Source organism: Ideonella benzenivorans, from assembly GCF_020387415.1.
Classification (GTDB): domain Bacteria; phylum Pseudomonadota; class Gammaproteobacteria; order Burkholderiales; family Burkholderiaceae_C; genus Ideonella; species Ideonella benzenivorans.
The window spans coordinates 533,183-548,201 of sequence record NZ_JAGWCB010000012.1 but is presented as its reverse complement, the minus strand read 5'-3'; the positions used below and the strand labels follow the sequence as shown (position 1 = coordinate 548,201).

At 67.7% G+C, this 15,019-nt stretch carries 18 protein-coding genes; 15 read left to right on the top strand and 3 right to left on the bottom strand.

All coding sequences use genetic code 11. The annotated features are described in order from the left end of the window. Positions 1-44 precede the first annotated feature (44 nt). Positions 45-1,007, bottom strand: a complete 963-nt coding sequence (gene argF, locus KGA65_RS15325) for an ornithine carbamoyltransferase (RefSeq protein WP_225863973.1) — start codon at positions 1,005-1,007, stop codon at positions 45-47. Continuing rightward, a complete protein-coding gene (locus KGA65_RS15320) occupies positions 1,004-2,197 on the bottom strand; it encodes an aspartate aminotransferase family protein (protein ID WP_225863972.1) in 1,194 nt (397 codons plus the stop codon). The genes argF and KGA65_RS15320 overlap by 4 nt, the downstream gene beginning before the upstream one ends. Before the next feature lie 313 nt (positions 2,198-2,510). Between KGA65_RS15320 and KGA65_RS15315 the strand changes: the two genes are divergently transcribed. Continuing rightward, positions 2,511-2,843 (top strand): DUF3579 domain-containing protein, encoded by a 333-nt coding sequence (locus tag KGA65_RS15315; RefSeq protein ID WP_225863971.1) that lies wholly within the window; start codon positions 2,511-2,513, stop codon positions 2,841-2,843. A gap of 124 nt (positions 2,844-2,967) precedes the next feature. Here the strand turns inward: KGA65_RS15315 and rpsT are convergent, their stop codons facing one another. Beyond that, positions 2,968-3,264 carry a 30S ribosomal protein S20 gene (gene rpsT, locus KGA65_RS15310; RefSeq protein ID WP_225863970.1) on the bottom strand — a complete coding sequence of 99 codons (297 nt, stop codon included), beginning with the start codon at positions 3,262-3,264 and terminating at the stop codon, positions 2,968-2,970. A 148-nt stretch (positions 3,265-3,412) separates the two neighbouring features. Here rpsT and murJ point away from each other — a divergent pair, with 148 nt between their 5' ends. From murJ to KGA65_RS15240, 14 genes are all read left to right on the top strand, one after another. Next, positions 3,413-4,969, top strand: coding sequence for a murein biosynthesis integral membrane protein MurJ (murJ, locus tag KGA65_RS15305; protein WP_225863969.1), 1,557 nt, complete (start codon positions 3,413-3,415; stop codon positions 4,967-4,969). Between the two features lie 22 nt (positions 4,970-4,991). Then, on the top strand, positions 4,992-5,861 hold the full coding sequence (locus KGA65_RS15300) for a SirB1 family protein (RefSeq protein WP_225863968.1): 870 nt from the start codon (positions 4,992-4,994) through the stop codon (positions 5,859-5,861). A 251-nt stretch (positions 5,862-6,112) separates the two neighbouring features. Further along, the gene (gene hda / locus KGA65_RS15295; RefSeq protein ID WP_225863967.1) at positions 6,113-6,790 is read left to right on the top strand and encodes a DnaA regulatory inactivator Hda; all 678 of its coding nucleotides are present in this window, start codon (positions 6,113-6,115) and stop codon (positions 6,788-6,790) included. Continuing rightward, positions 6,787-7,461 carry a histidinol-phosphatase gene (locus KGA65_RS15290; protein WP_225863966.1) on the top strand — a complete coding sequence of 225 codons (675 nt, stop codon included), beginning with the start codon at positions 6,787-6,789 and terminating at the stop codon, positions 7,459-7,461. Before hda ends, KGA65_RS15290 begins: the two co-directional genes overlap by 4 nt. Further along, positions 7,458-9,017 (top strand): polynucleotide adenylyltransferase PcnB, encoded by a 1,560-nt coding sequence (gene pcnB / locus KGA65_RS15285; RefSeq protein ID WP_225863965.1) that lies wholly within the window; start codon positions 7,458-7,460, stop codon positions 9,015-9,017. Before KGA65_RS15290 ends, pcnB begins: the two co-directional genes overlap by 4 nt. Next, on the top strand, positions 9,014-9,520 hold the full coding sequence (folK, locus tag KGA65_RS15280; protein WP_375142643.1) for a 2-amino-4-hydroxy-6-hydroxymethyldihydropteridine diphosphokinase: 507 nt from the start codon (positions 9,014-9,016) through the stop codon (positions 9,518-9,520). Before pcnB ends, folK begins: the two co-directional genes overlap by 4 nt. After that, a complete protein-coding gene (locus KGA65_RS15275) occupies positions 9,517-9,879 on the top strand; it encodes a DMT family protein (protein ID WP_225863963.1) in 363 nt (120 codons plus the stop codon). Before folK ends, KGA65_RS15275 begins: the two co-directional genes overlap by 4 nt. A gap of 182 nt (positions 9,880-10,061) precedes the next feature. After that, entirely contained in the window at positions 10,062-10,709 is a 648-nt protein-coding gene (locus KGA65_RS15270; protein WP_225863962.1) for a DUF47 domain-containing protein, read from the top strand. A gap of 15 nt (positions 10,710-10,724) precedes the next feature. Then, on the top strand, positions 10,725-11,735 hold the full coding sequence (locus KGA65_RS15265) for an inorganic phosphate transporter (RefSeq protein ID WP_225863961.1): 1,011 nt from the start codon (positions 10,725-10,727) through the stop codon (positions 11,733-11,735). Positions 11,736-12,011: 276 nt separating this feature from the next. Further along, complete coding sequence (gene rpsP, locus KGA65_RS15260) at positions 12,012-12,266, top strand: 30S ribosomal protein S16 (protein WP_225863960.1); 255 nt, start codon at positions 12,012-12,014, stop codon at positions 12,264-12,266. Between the two features lie 44 nt (positions 12,267-12,310). Continuing rightward, entirely contained in the window at positions 12,311-12,910 is a 600-nt protein-coding gene (gene rimM, locus KGA65_RS15255) for a ribosome maturation factor RimM (RefSeq protein ID WP_225864123.1), read from the top strand. A gap of 32 nt (positions 12,911-12,942) precedes the next feature. After that, entirely contained in the window at positions 12,943-13,695 is a 753-nt protein-coding gene (gene trmD / locus KGA65_RS15250) for a tRNA (guanosine(37)-N1)-methyltransferase TrmD (RefSeq protein WP_225863959.1), read from the top strand. Positions 13,696-13,807: 112 nt separating this feature from the next. Further along, the gene (gene rplS / locus KGA65_RS15245; protein WP_022980450.1) at positions 13,808-14,161 is read left to right on the top strand and encodes a 50S ribosomal protein L19; all 354 of its coding nucleotides are present in this window, start codon (positions 13,808-13,810) and stop codon (positions 14,159-14,161) included. 95 nt (positions 14,162-14,256) lie between these two features. Then, positions 14,257-14,979: a CoA pyrophosphatase gene (locus KGA65_RS15240; protein ID WP_225863958.1), complete on the top strand. Its 723-nt coding sequence runs from the start codon at positions 14,257-14,259 to the stop codon at positions 14,977-14,979. Positions 14,980-15,019 lie beyond the last annotated feature (40 nt).

The following is a 15,019-nucleotide window of genomic DNA, read 5'->3' as shown; positions in this document are numbered from 1 at the left end:
GCGCTGACGCCGGACTGATGCCCGGCGTCGTTTCGGCTTGGGATTTACCCGATGCGGCCCAGCAGCAGGTACTCCATCAGGGCCTTTTGCACGTGCATGCGGTTCTCGGCCTCGTCCCAGACCACCGACTGCGGGCCGTCGATCACCTCGGCGGTGACTTCCTCGCCGCGGTGGGCCGGCAGGCAGTGCATGAACAGCGCGTCGGGCTGGGCCACGGCCATCATCTCGGCATCCACGCACCAGTCGGCGAAGGCCTTGATGCGGGCCTCGTTCTCGGCCTCGTAGCCCATGCTGGTCCAGACGTCGGTGGTGACCAGGTGGGCGCCGCGGCAGGCGTCCAGCGGGTTCTTGAAGACCCGGTAGCAGCTGGTGTCGCGCACACCGGCCACGGCCGGGTCCACCTCGTAGCCCGAGGGGGTGCTGACGTGGACCGTGAAACCCAGGATCTCGGCGGCCTGCAGCCAGGTGTTGGCCATGTTGTTGCCGTCACCCACCCAGGCCACCACCTTGCCCTTCAGGCTGCCCAGGTCGTAGCCCTGGGCGTTCAGCGGTGCGCGGTGCTCCAGGTAGGTCAGCAGGTCGGCCAGGATCTGGCAGGGGTGGAACTCGTTGGTCAGGCCGTTGATGACCGGCACGCGCGAGTGCGCCGCGAAGCGCTCGATCTTGCTCTGCTCGAAGGTGCGGATCATCACCAGGTCGACCATGCGGCTGATGACGCGGGCGCTGTCCTCGATCGGCTCGCTGCGGCCCAGCTGGCTGTCGCCGGTGGTCAGGTGCACCACCGAGCCGCCCATCTGGTACATGCCGGCCTCGAAGCTGACGCGGGTGCGGGTGCTGGCCTTCTCGAAGATCATGGCCAGGGTGCGGTCGGTCAGCGGCTGGTACTTCTCGTAGTTCTTGAAGCGCTGCTTGATGACGCGGGCGCGTTCGAACAGGTAGGCGTATTCCTCGGCCCGGAAATCCTTGAATTGCAGGTAGTGACGCATGAGGCTGTATCCCGGTTTCATGCCCGGGACTCCGACAGGAAGGTCTTGATCAAGGGGACGAGCGTGGTGACCACTTCGTCGGCCTGCGCGCGGGTGAAGATCAGCGACGGCAGCAGGCGCACGACGCTGTCGGCGGTGACCGACAGCAGCAGCCCGGCCTCCATCGCGCGGGTCAGGATGACACCGCAGGGGCGGTCCAGCTCGATGCCCAGCATCAGGCCCTCGCCGCGCACCTCCACCACGCCCGGCACGCCCGCCAGGGCGGTCTGCAGCGCGGTCTTCAGGTGCTTGCCCACGCCAGCGGCGTTCTGCAGCAGGCCCTCGGCCACCATGATGTCCAGGGTCTCGATGCCGGCGCGCATGGCCAGCGGGTTGCCCCCGAAGGTGGTGCCATGGTTGCCCGGGCCCAGCACGTCCTTGGCGCGCGGGCCGGCCAGCACGGCCCCCACCGGCACGCCGGAGCCCAGGCCCTTGGCCAGTTGGACCACGTCGGGCAGGATGCCCGCCCACTGGTAGGCGAACCACTTGCCGGTGCGGCCGATGCCGCACTGCACCTCGTCGAGCATCAGCAGCCAGCCCTTCTCGTCACAGAGCTGACGCACCTCGCGCAGGTAGTCCCAGCGGGCCGGGCGGATGCCGCCTTCGCCCTGGATGGTTTCCAGCATCACCGCCACCACGTTCGGATGCTCGCCAGCCGCCTGGCGCATCGCCTCGATGTCGTTGAGCGGCACCCGCACGAAGCCTTCGACCAGCGGGCCGAAGCCGGCTTGCACCTTGGGGTTGCCAGTGGCCGACAGGGTCGCGATCGAGCGGCCGTGGAAGGCCTTCTCGAAGACGATGATCTCGGGCCGGTCGATGCCACGGTCATGGCCGTACTTGCGGGCGATCTTCAGCGCAGCCTCGTTGGCTTCCAGGCCGGTGGAGCAGAAGAAGGCTGCGTCCAGGCCGGAGAGCTCGCACAGCGTGGTGGCCAGGCGCTCCTGCAGAGGGCTTTCGTAGTAGTTGGAGCAGTGGATCAGCTTGGCGATCTGTTCCTGCAGGGCTGGCACCAGCTTCGGGTGGTCATGGCCCAGCGTGTTCACGGCGATGCCGCCCAGCGCGTCCAGATAACGTCGGCCTCGGGTGTCCCAGACTTCGCAGCCTCGGCCGTGCGACAGCGCAATGGGCAGCCGGCCGTAGGTGTTCATGACATGGGGCATGGAGGCGGACATTCTCAGTTCTCCGAGGGTGAAAAGAAAAAAGGCTGGCTCCACCAGGCACCGCATCCGGCGCTGGCACGCCAACCTGATCCGATTCTAAAGGTCTGGCCCGCCGCTGGCGCGACAAACGCCTGGGCCGGGGGCCTTCCATGAGGCGGAGAGGGTGATCACTTCCCTGGGGTGCTGAGGCCTGTTTGCTGCATTGCGGCACGGTCGAGGCAAAATCACGCCCCGCGCAATCCTGTTGCGGTTCCGACCTTCGCGTGCCGACAGCGCCTTGCAAGTTCCTGTCTGTAGCATGCTGCCTCTGACCGCCACAACGTCCATGACCACCAAGCCCCGCGAATTCTTCATCCAAGGCATCACCAAAGAGGGCCGCACGTTTCGTCCCAGCGACTGGTCGGAGCGTCTGGCCGGGGCGATGTCCTGCTTCCGCCCCGGGGGCATGAAGGCCGGCGGCATTGGCGCCTTCATCGGCTACTCGCCGTATTGCGTGCCGCGGGTGATCAACGGGGTGAAGTGCGTCATCGTCAACGAAGCCCTGAAGGACATCGAGCCGATGGCCTGGGACTTCGTGATGAACTTTGCCCGGGACAACGGGCTGCAGGTGGCGGAGGCCTGTCTGCTGCCGGAAGAGGCAGCACCGGCCAAACGCTGAGAGAAGAGTCTCTTCTCGGGCCGCCTCCCGGCGGCTTGGCGGGCCCCGCAGGGCGCGCGGCCATCATCCAGGCATGAAAAAGGCCCCGCAGAGCGGGGCCTTGGACGTCCACCTGGATGTGATGTCAGGCGGCCAGCGCCTTGACCTTGGCGGACAGGCGGCTCTTATGACGAGCGGCCTTGTTCTTGTGGAAGATGCCCTTGTCGGCGATCGAGTCGATCACGCTTTGGGCCGTCTTGAACAGCTCGGTGGCCTGAGTCTTGTCACCGGCGGCGACAGCCTTCAGCACGTTCTTGATCGAGGTGCGGAACTTCGAACGCAGCGACGAGTTGGCGGCATTCAGGTTGACGTCTTGGCGGGCGCGCTTGCGGCCCGACGCCAGGCGCACGGTGCGCTTCTTGGCTTTGGAAGAGGTTGCCATTGCTTTTGTTTCCAGGTGGGAAAGACTGTCGAGTATAGCGGATGCTTGGTGGTCACTGCAAGTCGGCGCACGGCGTCCCGGGCAGGCGAGGGCGGATTTCTATAATCCGCCACCCTCATTTGCCGGTTCCCTTGGGGCCGGCCTGCCCATGAATCTCCTCAAGGCCGCGTCCACGGTTTCCATGTGGACCCTGCTGTCGCGCATCACCGGTCTGGTGCGTGATCAGCTCATCGCTGCCGGTTTCGGCGCCAGTGCCCTGACCGACGCCTTCAACGTCGCGTTCCGCATTCCCAATCTGTTGCGCCGGCTGTTTGCCGAGGGGGCGTTCTCGGCCGCCTTTGTGCCCTTGTTGGCGGCGACGCGCGAGCGCGAGGGCGACGAGGCCACGCATGCGATGGTCAACGCGGTGGCCACGGTGTTGTTCTGGGTGCTGGTGCTGACCTGCGTGGTGGGCGTCGTGGGGGCGCCGCTGGTGGTCTGGGCCTTCGGGGCCGGGTTGCAGGAATTCGATCTGGCGGTCGTGATGACGCGCTGGATGTTCCCCTACATCGGCTTCATGTCGCTGGTGGCCCTGTCGGCCGGGGTGCTGAACACCTGGAAGAACTTTGCGGTGCCGGCCGCCACGCCGGTGTTGCTCAATGTGTCGATGATCCTGTGCGTGGCCGGCCTGTCGCCCTGGTTCCGGCGGCTGGGCATCGCGCCCATCCACGCGTTGTCCGCCGGGGTGCTGCTGGGCGGTGTGCTGCAACTGGCCATCCAGGTGCCTGCCCTGCGCCGGCTGGGCATGGTGCCGCGCATCGGCTGGCGGCGCGGGGCGCTGCGTCAGGCTTGGCATCACCCGGGCGTCAAGCGGGTGCTGCGGCAGATGGCGCCGGCGTTGCTGGGGGTGTCGGTGGCGCAGGTCTCGCTGCTGATCAACACGCAGATCGCCTCGCACCTGGGGCCGGGCGCCGTGTCCTGGCTGTTCTATGCCGACCGGCTGATGGAATTTCCGACCGCCCTGCTGGGGGTGGCGCTGGGCGTGGTGCTGGTTCCCGGTCTGTCCGCGCTGCAGGCGCGTGGCGACCATGAAGGCTATTCCGGCCACCTGGACTGGGGTCTGCGGCTGGTGATGCTGCTGGCGCTGCCCTGCGCCGTGGCGATGCTGGTGTTCGCCAAGCCGATGGTGACGGTGCTGTTCCACTATGGGCGTTTCAGCCCGCAGGCGGTGGACATGACCGTGCTGGCTTTGCAGGGCTATGGCTTCGGCCTGCTGGGGCTGATTGGTGTGAAGGTGCTGGCGCCCGGCTTCTTCGCCCAGCAGGACCTGCGCACACCGGTGCGCATCGCCATCGTGGTGCTGCTGAGCACCCAGCTGATGAATGCGGTGCTCGTCCCCTGGCTGGGGCATGCCGGCCTGGCGCTGTCCATCGGCCTGGGGGCGATGGTCAATGCCGGCTGGCTGCTGTTCGGCCTGCGCGCACGCGGCCTGTACCGGCCGGCGCCGGGCTGGCCGGTGTTCGTACTGCGCCTGCTGCCGGCCAACCTGGCGCTGGGGGGCTGGCTGTTCTGGGTCACCCGGTCGGTGGACTGGCTGGGCCTGCGCCCGCACGCCATGCTGCGGGCGGGCCTGCTGGCCGGCGCCATCGGCGTCGGGGCGGTGGTGTATTTCAGCCTGCTGTGGGCCTCGGGCGTCAAGAAGTCCAGCTTCCTGCGGCGCGACTGAGGCTGGGCCTACACTCGGCACCATGAGCCTGCCCCTGCGCTTTGCCGCGCCCGACGCGCTGGACTATTTCGCCGCTCTGGTGGCCGAGGACGCCCATTTCCCGCTGCTGGAGGCGGCTGTCCTGCTGGGGCAGGATGCCGAGCCCGGGTTGGACGCTCAGGGCGTGCTCGACGAGGTGGACCGCCTGGCCGAGCGTTTGCGCAGCCGCTTGCCGGCTGACGCGGCGCCGCTGCATCGCCTGCGCATGCTCAACCGCTATTTCTTTCACGAGCTGGGCTTTGGCGGCAACGCCAACGACTTCTACGACCCGCAGAACAGCTACCTGCACCGGGTGCTGCAGACGCGGCGGGGCATTCCGGTGTCCCTGGCGGTGCTCTACATGGAACTCGCCGGTCAGATCGGCCTGCCGGCCCTCGGGGTGTCCTTCCCGGGTCATTTCCTGGTCAAGCTGCACCTGCCGGCGGGCGAGGTGGTGCTGGACCCGCTGGACGGCCGCTCCCTGGCGCGCGAGGAGCTGGAGGAACGCCTGGAGCCGTTCTGCGCGCAACGGGGGTTGGTCGGGGATGACGAGGTGCCGCTGGGCTTGTTCCTGCAGGCGGCCGCGCCACGCGACATCCTGGCGCGCATGCTGGGCAACCTGAAGTCCATCCACCAGACGGCCGGCGATCCGGTGGCCGGGCTGGCGGTGCAGCAGCGGCTGGTGCGGCTGCTGCCCGAGGCCTGGGAGGAGTGGCGGGACCGCGGGCTGCTCTTGGCTGAACTGGGACAGCCGCAGACCGCGGCCGAGGATCTGGCGCTCTACCTGCGCGAGCAGCCCGACGCCGAGGACGCCCCGACGCTGCGCCAGCGCCTGCAGGCACTGCGCGAGGGGCCGGCACCGCGCTGGCATTGAGCCACGGGCAGCTTGCGCGGCAGCCCCCTACAATCGAGGTTTCAGGCTGCCGCCGGTGTCGGTGCGGCCTTCCCGGCAGGGCGCCCCTTCAGATGGGCCGGCCCGATGCGCGCCGCCATGCGGTGCGCGCATGGCCCCGGCGCCCACCCTCTCGTTGCCTCCGTCATGGTTCTCCCTCTTTTCGTCCCCCGTTCCCGGTTGTCGCGGTGCCCTGGTCTGCAGGGCCATCGGCCCGCCGTCGGAGGTGTCCGATGAGGCAATTGCCGCTGGCCATCGGGCTGGAGACCGAGCCGGATTTCGATGCCTTCGTGGTGGGCGACAACGCCCTGGTGGTGGACAGCCTGCGCCACGCCGTGCTGCCGGGGCCGCCGGTCTATCTGCACGGCCCCGCGGGCGTGGGCAAGACCCACCTGCTGGCGGCCTGGGCCCGGCAGGTGCGTGAATTCGGTGGCCGCGTGGGCTGGTTCGATGCGGAGGATCCGCTGGACTGGCAGTTCGACGAGGGCTGGTCGCTGATCGTGATCGACGGCGCCGAGCGTCTGGATCCGGCCCGCCAGCATGCGGCCTTCATGCTGTTCGTCGAGGCCGCCACGCACGGCATCCAGGTGGCGGCCGCGGGGCGCCTGCCACCGGTCAACCTGGAGGTGCGGGAAGACCTGCGCACCCGCTTCGGCTGGGGCCCAGTGTTCGCGGTGCAGCCGCTGCCGGAGGCGGCGGTGCGCCAGGTGCTGGCCGACGAGGCCCATCGGCGCGGCCTGCGGCTGTCGCCCGAGGTGCTGGACCACCTGCTGACCCATTTCTCGCGCGACCTGGGCTCGTTGATGGCGCTGTTGCATCGGCTGGACCGTTTTTCACTGGCCGAGGGGCGGGCGGTCACCGTGCCGTTGCTGAAGAGAATGCTGGCCGAAGCGCCTGAAAGTACCGAATGAAACTGGCTTTGTTCGACCTGGACGGCACCTTGCTGCCCACCGATTCCGACCACGCCTTTGGCGAGTTCATGGTGACCCTGGGCTGGGTCGAAGGCGAGGCCTGGCGCCAGCGCAACGATGCCTTCTTCGCCCAGTACCAGGCCGGCACCCTGAACCTGGCCGAGTACGTGGCCTTCACCACCTCGGCCTGGCGCGATCGGCCCATGGCCGAGGCTGAAGCGGCCCGACAGTGCTTCATGCGCGAGGTCATCGACCCGGTGCTGCGCGACACCGCGCGGCGCCTGGTGAACCGCCATCTGGAGGCGGGTGACCTGGTGGCGGTGGTCACCGCGACCAACGAGTTCGTCACCCGTCCCATCGCCCAGGCCTTTGGCGTGCCCCACCTGCTGGCGGTCGATCTGGAGCGGGACGCGCAGGGGCGCGCCACCGGCCGCATCGAAGGCATCCCGACCTTCCGCGAAGGCAAGGTGACCCGGGTGGAAGCCTGGCTGGCCGGGCAGGGGCACGGCTGGGACGACTTCGAGGACGTGCTGTTCTACAGCGATTCCACCAACGATCTGCCACTGCTGGAAAAGGTGCGCTCGCCCGTGGCGACCAACCCGACGCCGGCCCTGGCCAGCATTGCGCAGGAGCGCGGCTGGCCCATCCTGAACCTCTTCGAGACACCATGATCCGGAAAATCATCGACAAGCTGCTGGGCAAATCCGGCGCGCCGTCGGACAAATCCTCCATCCCCCGGGGGCGTCGGCTGGAGATCCCGGCCAGCGAGCACGGGATCGATCCTTCACTGCTGGACGACCGCGCCGTCAAGGTTGTCGGCACCTTGCAGCAGGCCGGCTATGAGGCCTACATCGTGGGCGGCGCAGTGCGCGACCTGCTGGTGGGGCGCCGCCCCAAGGACTTCGACGTGGCCACCAACGCCACGCCGGAGCAGGTCAAGTCGCTGTTCCGGCGGGCCTTCATCATCGGCCGGCGCTTTCGCATCGTGCACGTGGTGTTCGGTCGCGGACGCGAACACGAGGTGATTGAGGTCTCGACCTTCCGCGCCTACCTGGACACGGCTTCGGCCGAGCACGTCGAGGGCAACGAAAAGACCGCCAAGAACGAGATCGCCGGCAAGAGCCACGTGGTGGACGCCAGCGGCCGCGTGCTGCGCGACAACGTCTGGGGGCCGCAGATCGAGGATGCCGCCCGGCGCGACTTCACGATCAACGCGATGTACTACAACCCCGCCAACCAGGTGGTGGTGGACTACCACGGCGGCCTGAAGGACCTGCGGGCCCAGACGTTGCGCATGATCGGCGACCCGGCCACCCGCTACCGCGAGGACCCGGTGCGCATCCTGCGGGTGGTGCGCTTCGCGGCCAAGCTGGGCTTCAAGCTGGAAGCCAAGACCGAGAAGCCGCTGCGCGAGCTGCTGAGCCTGCTGGCCAATGTGCCGGCCTCGCGCATGTTCGACGAGATGCTCAAGCTGCTGCAGACCGGCCATGCGCTGTCCAGCCTGGAGCAGATCAAGCGCTTCGGCCTGGACAAGGGTGTGTTCCCGGTGCTGGATGCGGTGCTCCGCCAGGCGCCGGCCGGCAGCGCGCGCGAGAAGTTCCTGCACCTGGCCTTGGCCGACACCGACCGCCGGGTCGGTGAGGGCAAGCCCGTGGCGCCCAGCTTCCTGCTGGCCTGCATGCTGTGGCATGACGTGCTGGAAGGCTGGCAGCGCCTCAAGGATGCGGGCGAGCACCCAACGCCAGCGCTGTCCCAGGCCATCGACGCGGTGTTCGACGCCCGCATCGGCGACATCTCGGGCCGCGGCAAGCTGGCCGCCGACATGCGCGAGATCTGGATGATGCAGCCGCGCTTCGAGCGTCGCAGCGGCCGGCAGGCTTTCAGCCTGGTCGACCAACCGCGCTTCCGGGCCGGTTTCGACTTCCTGCGCCTGCGCTCTGACGTGGGCGAGGTGACGACCGATCTGGCCGAATGGTGGGAGGATTTCTCGCTGGGCGATGACGAGTCCCGCGAGGCGCTGGTCGAGAGCGCCAAGGATGCGCCGCGTCCGCGCCGGCCCCGCTCGCCGCGCCGGGAGGCCGGGGTGGATGCGCCCGCCTCGACCGAGTCCACGCCGACTTCGTCCGACGACGAGGCGGGCGGGGACGAGGGGGGGACGGCACCGCGCAAGCGCCGGCGGCGTCGTCGCAAGCCGGCCGGCGGCGGCCAGGCGCCCGCGGCCGAATGAGCGGGGGGACGCCTGTGGGGCCGTCTGTCCAGGCCTGCATTGGCCTGGGGGCCAACCTGGGTGACCCGGCGCAGACCTTGCGCCAAGCCTTGGCGGCCCTGGACACGCTGCCCGGGTCGCGGCTGTTGGCCCAGTCCTCCCTGTACCGCACCGCGCCGGTCGAGGCCAGTGGGCCCGATTACGTCAATGCGGTGGCGGTGCTGGAAACCGGGCTGGGGGCGGAGCAGCTGCTCAGGCAGCTGCAGCGCCTGGAGCAGGCGGCGGGGCGGGAGCGTCCGTACCGCAATGCGCCGCGCACGCTGGACCTGGACCTGCTGCTCTACGGTGACCGCGTGCAGGATGATCCCGTGCTGACTCTGCCGCACCCGCGCATGCACCTGCGGGCCTTCGTGCTGGTGCCACTGGCCGAGGTGCGGCCGGATCTGGTGTTGCCTTCGCATGGCGCGTTGCACGTCCTGATCCACGGGCTCCAAGGCCAACCCATTCAGAAGATCGCACCATGAATCTGCTCGCATCGCTGCCCTTGCCGGTCAAGACCTTTGGCCTGCTGGTGCTGTCCAACCTCTTCATGACCATGGCCTGGTATGGCCACCTGAAAAACCTGGCCACCAAGCCCTGGTGGGTTGCGGCGCTGATCAGCTGGGGCATCGCGCTGTTCGAGTACCTGCTGCAGGTGCCGGCCAACCGCATGGGCTACAACGGGGGGCTGTCGGTGGCCCAGCTCAAGATCGGGCAGGAGGTCGTGACGCTGGCGGTCTTCGTGCCGTTTGCCGTCTTCTACCTGGGGCAGCCCCTCAAACTCGACTACCTCTGGGCCGGGCTGTGCCTGCTCGGGGCGGTCTATTTCATCTTCCGCAGCTGACGGCGACCGTCGCCTACAATGATGAGATGACGCACCGATGACATTTCGGTGACGTCTTTGACGACGCCACGGGCCCGGCCGGTGATCCTGTCCGGTGGGGCCGTGGCGTTTTGTTGCGCCACGTCGGCGCCTGCCCCTGATCCCGCGACACCGACGCGATCCGCACCCGAGAGGAGACCCGAATGTTTTTCGGCAAGCTGTTGCCCCGTGATGGCAACTTCTTCGAACTGTTCAATGATCACGGCCAGTACATCGTTGAAGGCGCCCGGGCCTTCGTCTCGATGATCCAGTACTACAGCACGCCCGACCTGCGCGAAAAATACGCCAGCGAGGTGGACATCGCCGAGCGTGCGGCCGACAAGGTGACCGCCGAGGTCAATCGCCTGCTGCACCGCAGCTTCATCACGCCGCTGGACCGCGAGCAGATCCACAGCCTGATCAACGCGATGGACGACGTGGTCGACCTGCTGCAGGACGCCTGCGAGGTGATGGCGCTCTACGACGTGCAGCACATCAACGAGGATGTGCAGCGCCTGGGCGACATCTCGCTGCGCTGCTGCGAGCGCGTTGCCCATGCCGTCACCCTGCTGCCGCGCCTGAACGAGGCCGAGGTGACCGAGGCCGCGCTCAAGACCTGTGAAGAGATCGACCGGCTCGAATCCGATGCCGACCGCGTGATGCGCAGCGCCATGTCGCGTCTGTTCCGCGAGGAAAGCGACGTGCGCGAGCTGATCAAGCTCAAGGCGATCTACGAGCACCTGGAGACCATCTCCGACCTGTGCGAGGACGTGGCCAACCTGATCGAGGGCATCGTCCTCGAGAACTCCTGATCGGGGCCTCACAGCATGGAAGCCACTTCCATCGCCCTGTGGTTCGTGGTGTTGCTGATCGTCCTGGCACTGCTGTTCGACTTCATGAACGGCTTCCATGACGCGGCCAACTCCATTGCCACGGTGGTGTCCACCGGCGTGCTCAAACCGCAGCAGGCGGTCTTGTTCGCCGCCATGTTCAACGTCATCGCCATCTCCATCTTCCATCTGAAGGTGGCCAGCACGATCGGCAAAGGCATCGTCGAGCCGGGCGTGGTCGATCACCACGTCGTGTTCGGGGCCCTGATCGGGGCCATCTTCTGGAATGTGTTCACCTGGTGGTACGGCATTCCCTCGTCGAGCTCGCACGCCCTGATCGGCGGCATCATCGGCGCAGTGATGGCCAAGGCGGGTGTCGCCAAGCTGGTGGGCGCCGGCATCGCCAAGACGGTGTTGTTCATTTTCCTGTCGCCCGTGCTGGGCTACATCTTCGGCTCGCTGATGATGGTGGCGGTGTCCTGGATCTGCCGCCGAACACCCCCGCGCAAGGTGGACCGCTGGTTCCGCCGGCTGCAGCTGTTCTCCGCAGGGCTCTACTCGCTGGGGCATGGGGGCAACGACGCACAGAAGACCATCGGCATCATCTGGATGCTGCTGGTGGCGGCCGGGTACGTTGCGACGGATGCCAAGGCACCGCCCAACTGGGTCATCTGGTGCTGCTACTTCGCCATCGGCATGGGCACCATGTTCGGCGGCTGGCGCATCGTCAAGACCATGGGGCAGCGCCTGACCAAGCTCAAGCCGGTCGGTGGCTTCTGCGCCGAGACCGGCGGGGCGGCATCGCTGTTCATCGCCACCGCGCTCGGCGTGCCGGTGTCCACTACCCACACGATCACCGGTGCCATCGTCGGTGTCGGGTCGGTGCGCAACCCGTCGGCGGTGCGTTGGGGGCTGGCCAGCAACATCGTCTGGGCGTGGATCTTCACGATCCCGGCCGCTGCGTTGGTGGCCGCACTGTGCTACTGGCTGAGCACTTTCCTGTTCTGATTGGCCTGTCGATCGGTGCCGGCATTGAACGGCACCGATCAAGCTGCTTATAATTGCGGGTTTCGGTCACGGTCACTGCCTTGTCCGCGGGGTCTTCAGGTGTTGCTGCCTGATCCGGATCCTTCGGTAGGGATTGCTGGCGTATCTACGGGGCCGAACCGTGCCTTCGGGCGCGTTGGACCCAGGTCCGGCGCTTTCCGGGGCATTCCGACTGCCAGACTCTGAGGTGTCTCCAGGGCGCGGTGGCTGAATTCTGTGAATTGAAGGAACGACAACATGGTCGTGATTCGTCTGTCGCGCGGCGGCTCCAAGAAGCGTCCTTTCTACAACATCGTCGTGGCCGACTCGCGCGTGCGTCGTGATGGCCGCTTCATCGAGCGCATCGGTTTCTACAACCCGATGGCCAAGGAAGGTGAAGAAGCGCTGCGCGTGGCCCAAGACCGCGTGACCTACTGGCAAGGCGTGGGCGCCCAGGCTTCTGAAACCGTGACGCGTCTGTTCGCCACGGCTCAGGCCAAGGCCGCCGCCTGATTGCCTCTTCTCGCCAGAGCACCGGCGTGAGCGAACCTGCTGCAATGACGGCGGTGGACGACATGCCGGCCTGGCCCGAGGATGCGGTCGAGGTCGGCCGCATCATCGACGCCTGGGGGATCAAGGGCGGATTCAAGGTCCAGCCTTTCTCCGCCGATCCCCAGGCCCTGTTTTCTTCCCGCCGCTGGTTCCTCCAGCGTGCGGAAACAAGCGCCAAGCGCCCCGGCCTTGCCGCGGCAACGCCGGGCGTGCCGCCCTTGCTGCGGATCACCCAGGCGCGTGAGCAGGGTGAGCTGGTGGTTGCCACGGCCCAGGAAGTGCCGGACCGCAATGCGGCCGAGGCGCTCAAGGGGGCGCGGGTGTTTGTCGCCCGCAGCAGCTTTCCCAGTGCCGACCCGGACGAGTTCTACTGGGTCGATCTGATCGGCTTGAACGTTGAGAACCGCGATGGCACCCCGCTGGGTGTGGTCGAGGGCCTGATCGACACCGGTCCGCACTGCGTGCTCCGGGTGCGTCGTCCCGACGCAGCGGCCGATGCCAAGCCGGATGAAGCCGAACGCCTCATTCCTTTCGTGTCCGCCTACGTGGACCAGGTCGATCTGCCGGGCCGCCGCATCGTGGTGGACTGGGGCCTGGATTACTGAGCCTGCGCCCGCGGGCGGGAGCGTGGCCTGCCATGCGCTTCGACGTCATCACCCTGTTTCCCGACCTGTTCGGCCCCTTCCTGCAGCAGGGCATCACCCGGCGCGCCTACGCTTCCGGTCAGGTTGACGTGCGCCTGTGGCCGCTGCGCGAGCATGCGGACGACAGCTACCGGCGGGTCGATGACCGGCCCTATGGCGGTGGTCCGGGCATGGTGATGCTGGTCGAGCCGCTGGAGCGCGCCCTGGCGGCCGTGCGGGCCGACCGGGGCAGCGAGGGGCCGGTGATCCACTTCAGCCCGACGGGGCGCCGCATGGACCAGGGACTGATGCACGAGGTCGCCCGTGGCGCCGGGGGCATCCTGCTGTGCGGCCGCTACGAAGGCATCGACCAGCGTTTCCTGGATCGGCATGTGGACCTGGAGCTGAGCCTGGGGGATTTCGTGCTCTCCGGTGGGGAGTTGCCCGCGCTGGCCTTGCTGGACGGGGTGGCCCGTCTGCAGGAGGGCGTGTTGCATGATGCCCGCTCGCATGAGCAGGACAGTTTCGAGGACGGCCTGCTGGATTGCCCGCACTACAGCCGCCCCGAGGTGCTGCACACGCCGCAGGGCGACCTGGCCGTGCCCGGCGTGCTGCTGTCGGGGCACCATGCGCAGATCACCCGTTGGCGGCGTGAGCGCTCGCTGGAGCTGACGGCCCGGCGGCGGCCGGACCTGATCGAGGCGGCCCGGGCGCGCGGGGCGCTGAGCCCTGCCGATGAGCGGTTCCTCGCCCAGCTTGTGCTATGATGGTCAGCTTTTCGATCCTCTGCCAGGCCACCCCAAGTGCCTTTGCCCTGCGATTCGCACGGTGAGCGCACACTGAAACCCAGGCGCTGACACGATCTTTCAGGAGAACCCCGTGGATCTGATCCAAACCCTCGAGCAAGAAGAAATTGCTCGTCTGAACAAGACCATCCCCTCTTTCGCCCCTGGCGACACGGTCATCGTGAGCGTGAACGTGGTGGAAGGCACCCGCAAGCGCGTGCAGGCCTATGAAGGCGTGGTGATCGCCAAGCGCAACCGCGGCCTGAACAGCAGCTTCATCGTGCGCAAGATCTCCAGCGGCGAAGGCGTGGAACGTACGTTCCAGCTGTACAGCCCGCTGATCGCCTCGATCGAAGTCAAGCGCCGCGGCGATGTCCGCCGCGCCAAGCTGTACTACCTGCGCCAACGCTCGGGCAAGTCGGCTCGCATCAAGGAAAAGCTGTCCTGATCGGACATCCGGCAGGCCGCCTCGCGGTGGCCACCGGTTCAGGAAAGGCCGCCTTCGGGCGGCCTTTTTGCGTTCTGGCGTAAGCTGCTGGCGACATGACAAGCGTACCTGCCAAGCCTGTGGCCCTGCCACGTCCCGTGCTGGGGGATCCCAGAGCCGTTCCGGTGGTGGGCATTGACAGGAACCTGCCGCCGCTGGCGCCCGAGCGGCTGACGCCGGGTTTCCTGCGCGACCGGCTTGCGGGCGCGGCGCAGGTCGAGCCCCACCTGCGCGGCGACGGCGTCTGGACGGCCTGGGGCGAGGACCGTCCCGCCACCCCTGCCGGTGTGCTGGTCCCGCTGGTGGAGCGCCCGGAGGGGCTGGCGGTGCTGCTGACGCGGCGCACCGAGCACCTGCGCCACCATGCGGGGCAGGTGAGCTTTCCTGGTGGCCGTGCCGAGCCGGGAGATGCCGATGCCGTGGCCACGGCGCTGCGCGAGGCGCGCGAGGAGATCGGCCTGGACCCCCGCTTGCCCGAGATCCTGGGACGCATGCCGGCCTATGCCACGGTGACCCGTTTCCTGATCACTCCGGTGGTGGCCCTGGTACCGGCCCAGGCGGCCTTTCAGCCCGAGCCCAACGAGGTGGCCGAGGTGTTCCAGGTGCCGCTGGCCTTTCTGATGGACCCGGCCCACCATCGGCATCACCGCATCGTTGTCGATGGGCAGGAGCGCCGTTTCCTGTCCATGCCCTGGCGCTCTTCCCAGGGCCAGGAGTATTTCATCTGGGGGGCGACAGCGGCCATGCTGCGCAACCTCTACCACCTGCTGGCCCGCTGAAGCGGCCTCAGGTGTTGCGCTCATGCGAGTGCGGCACCTT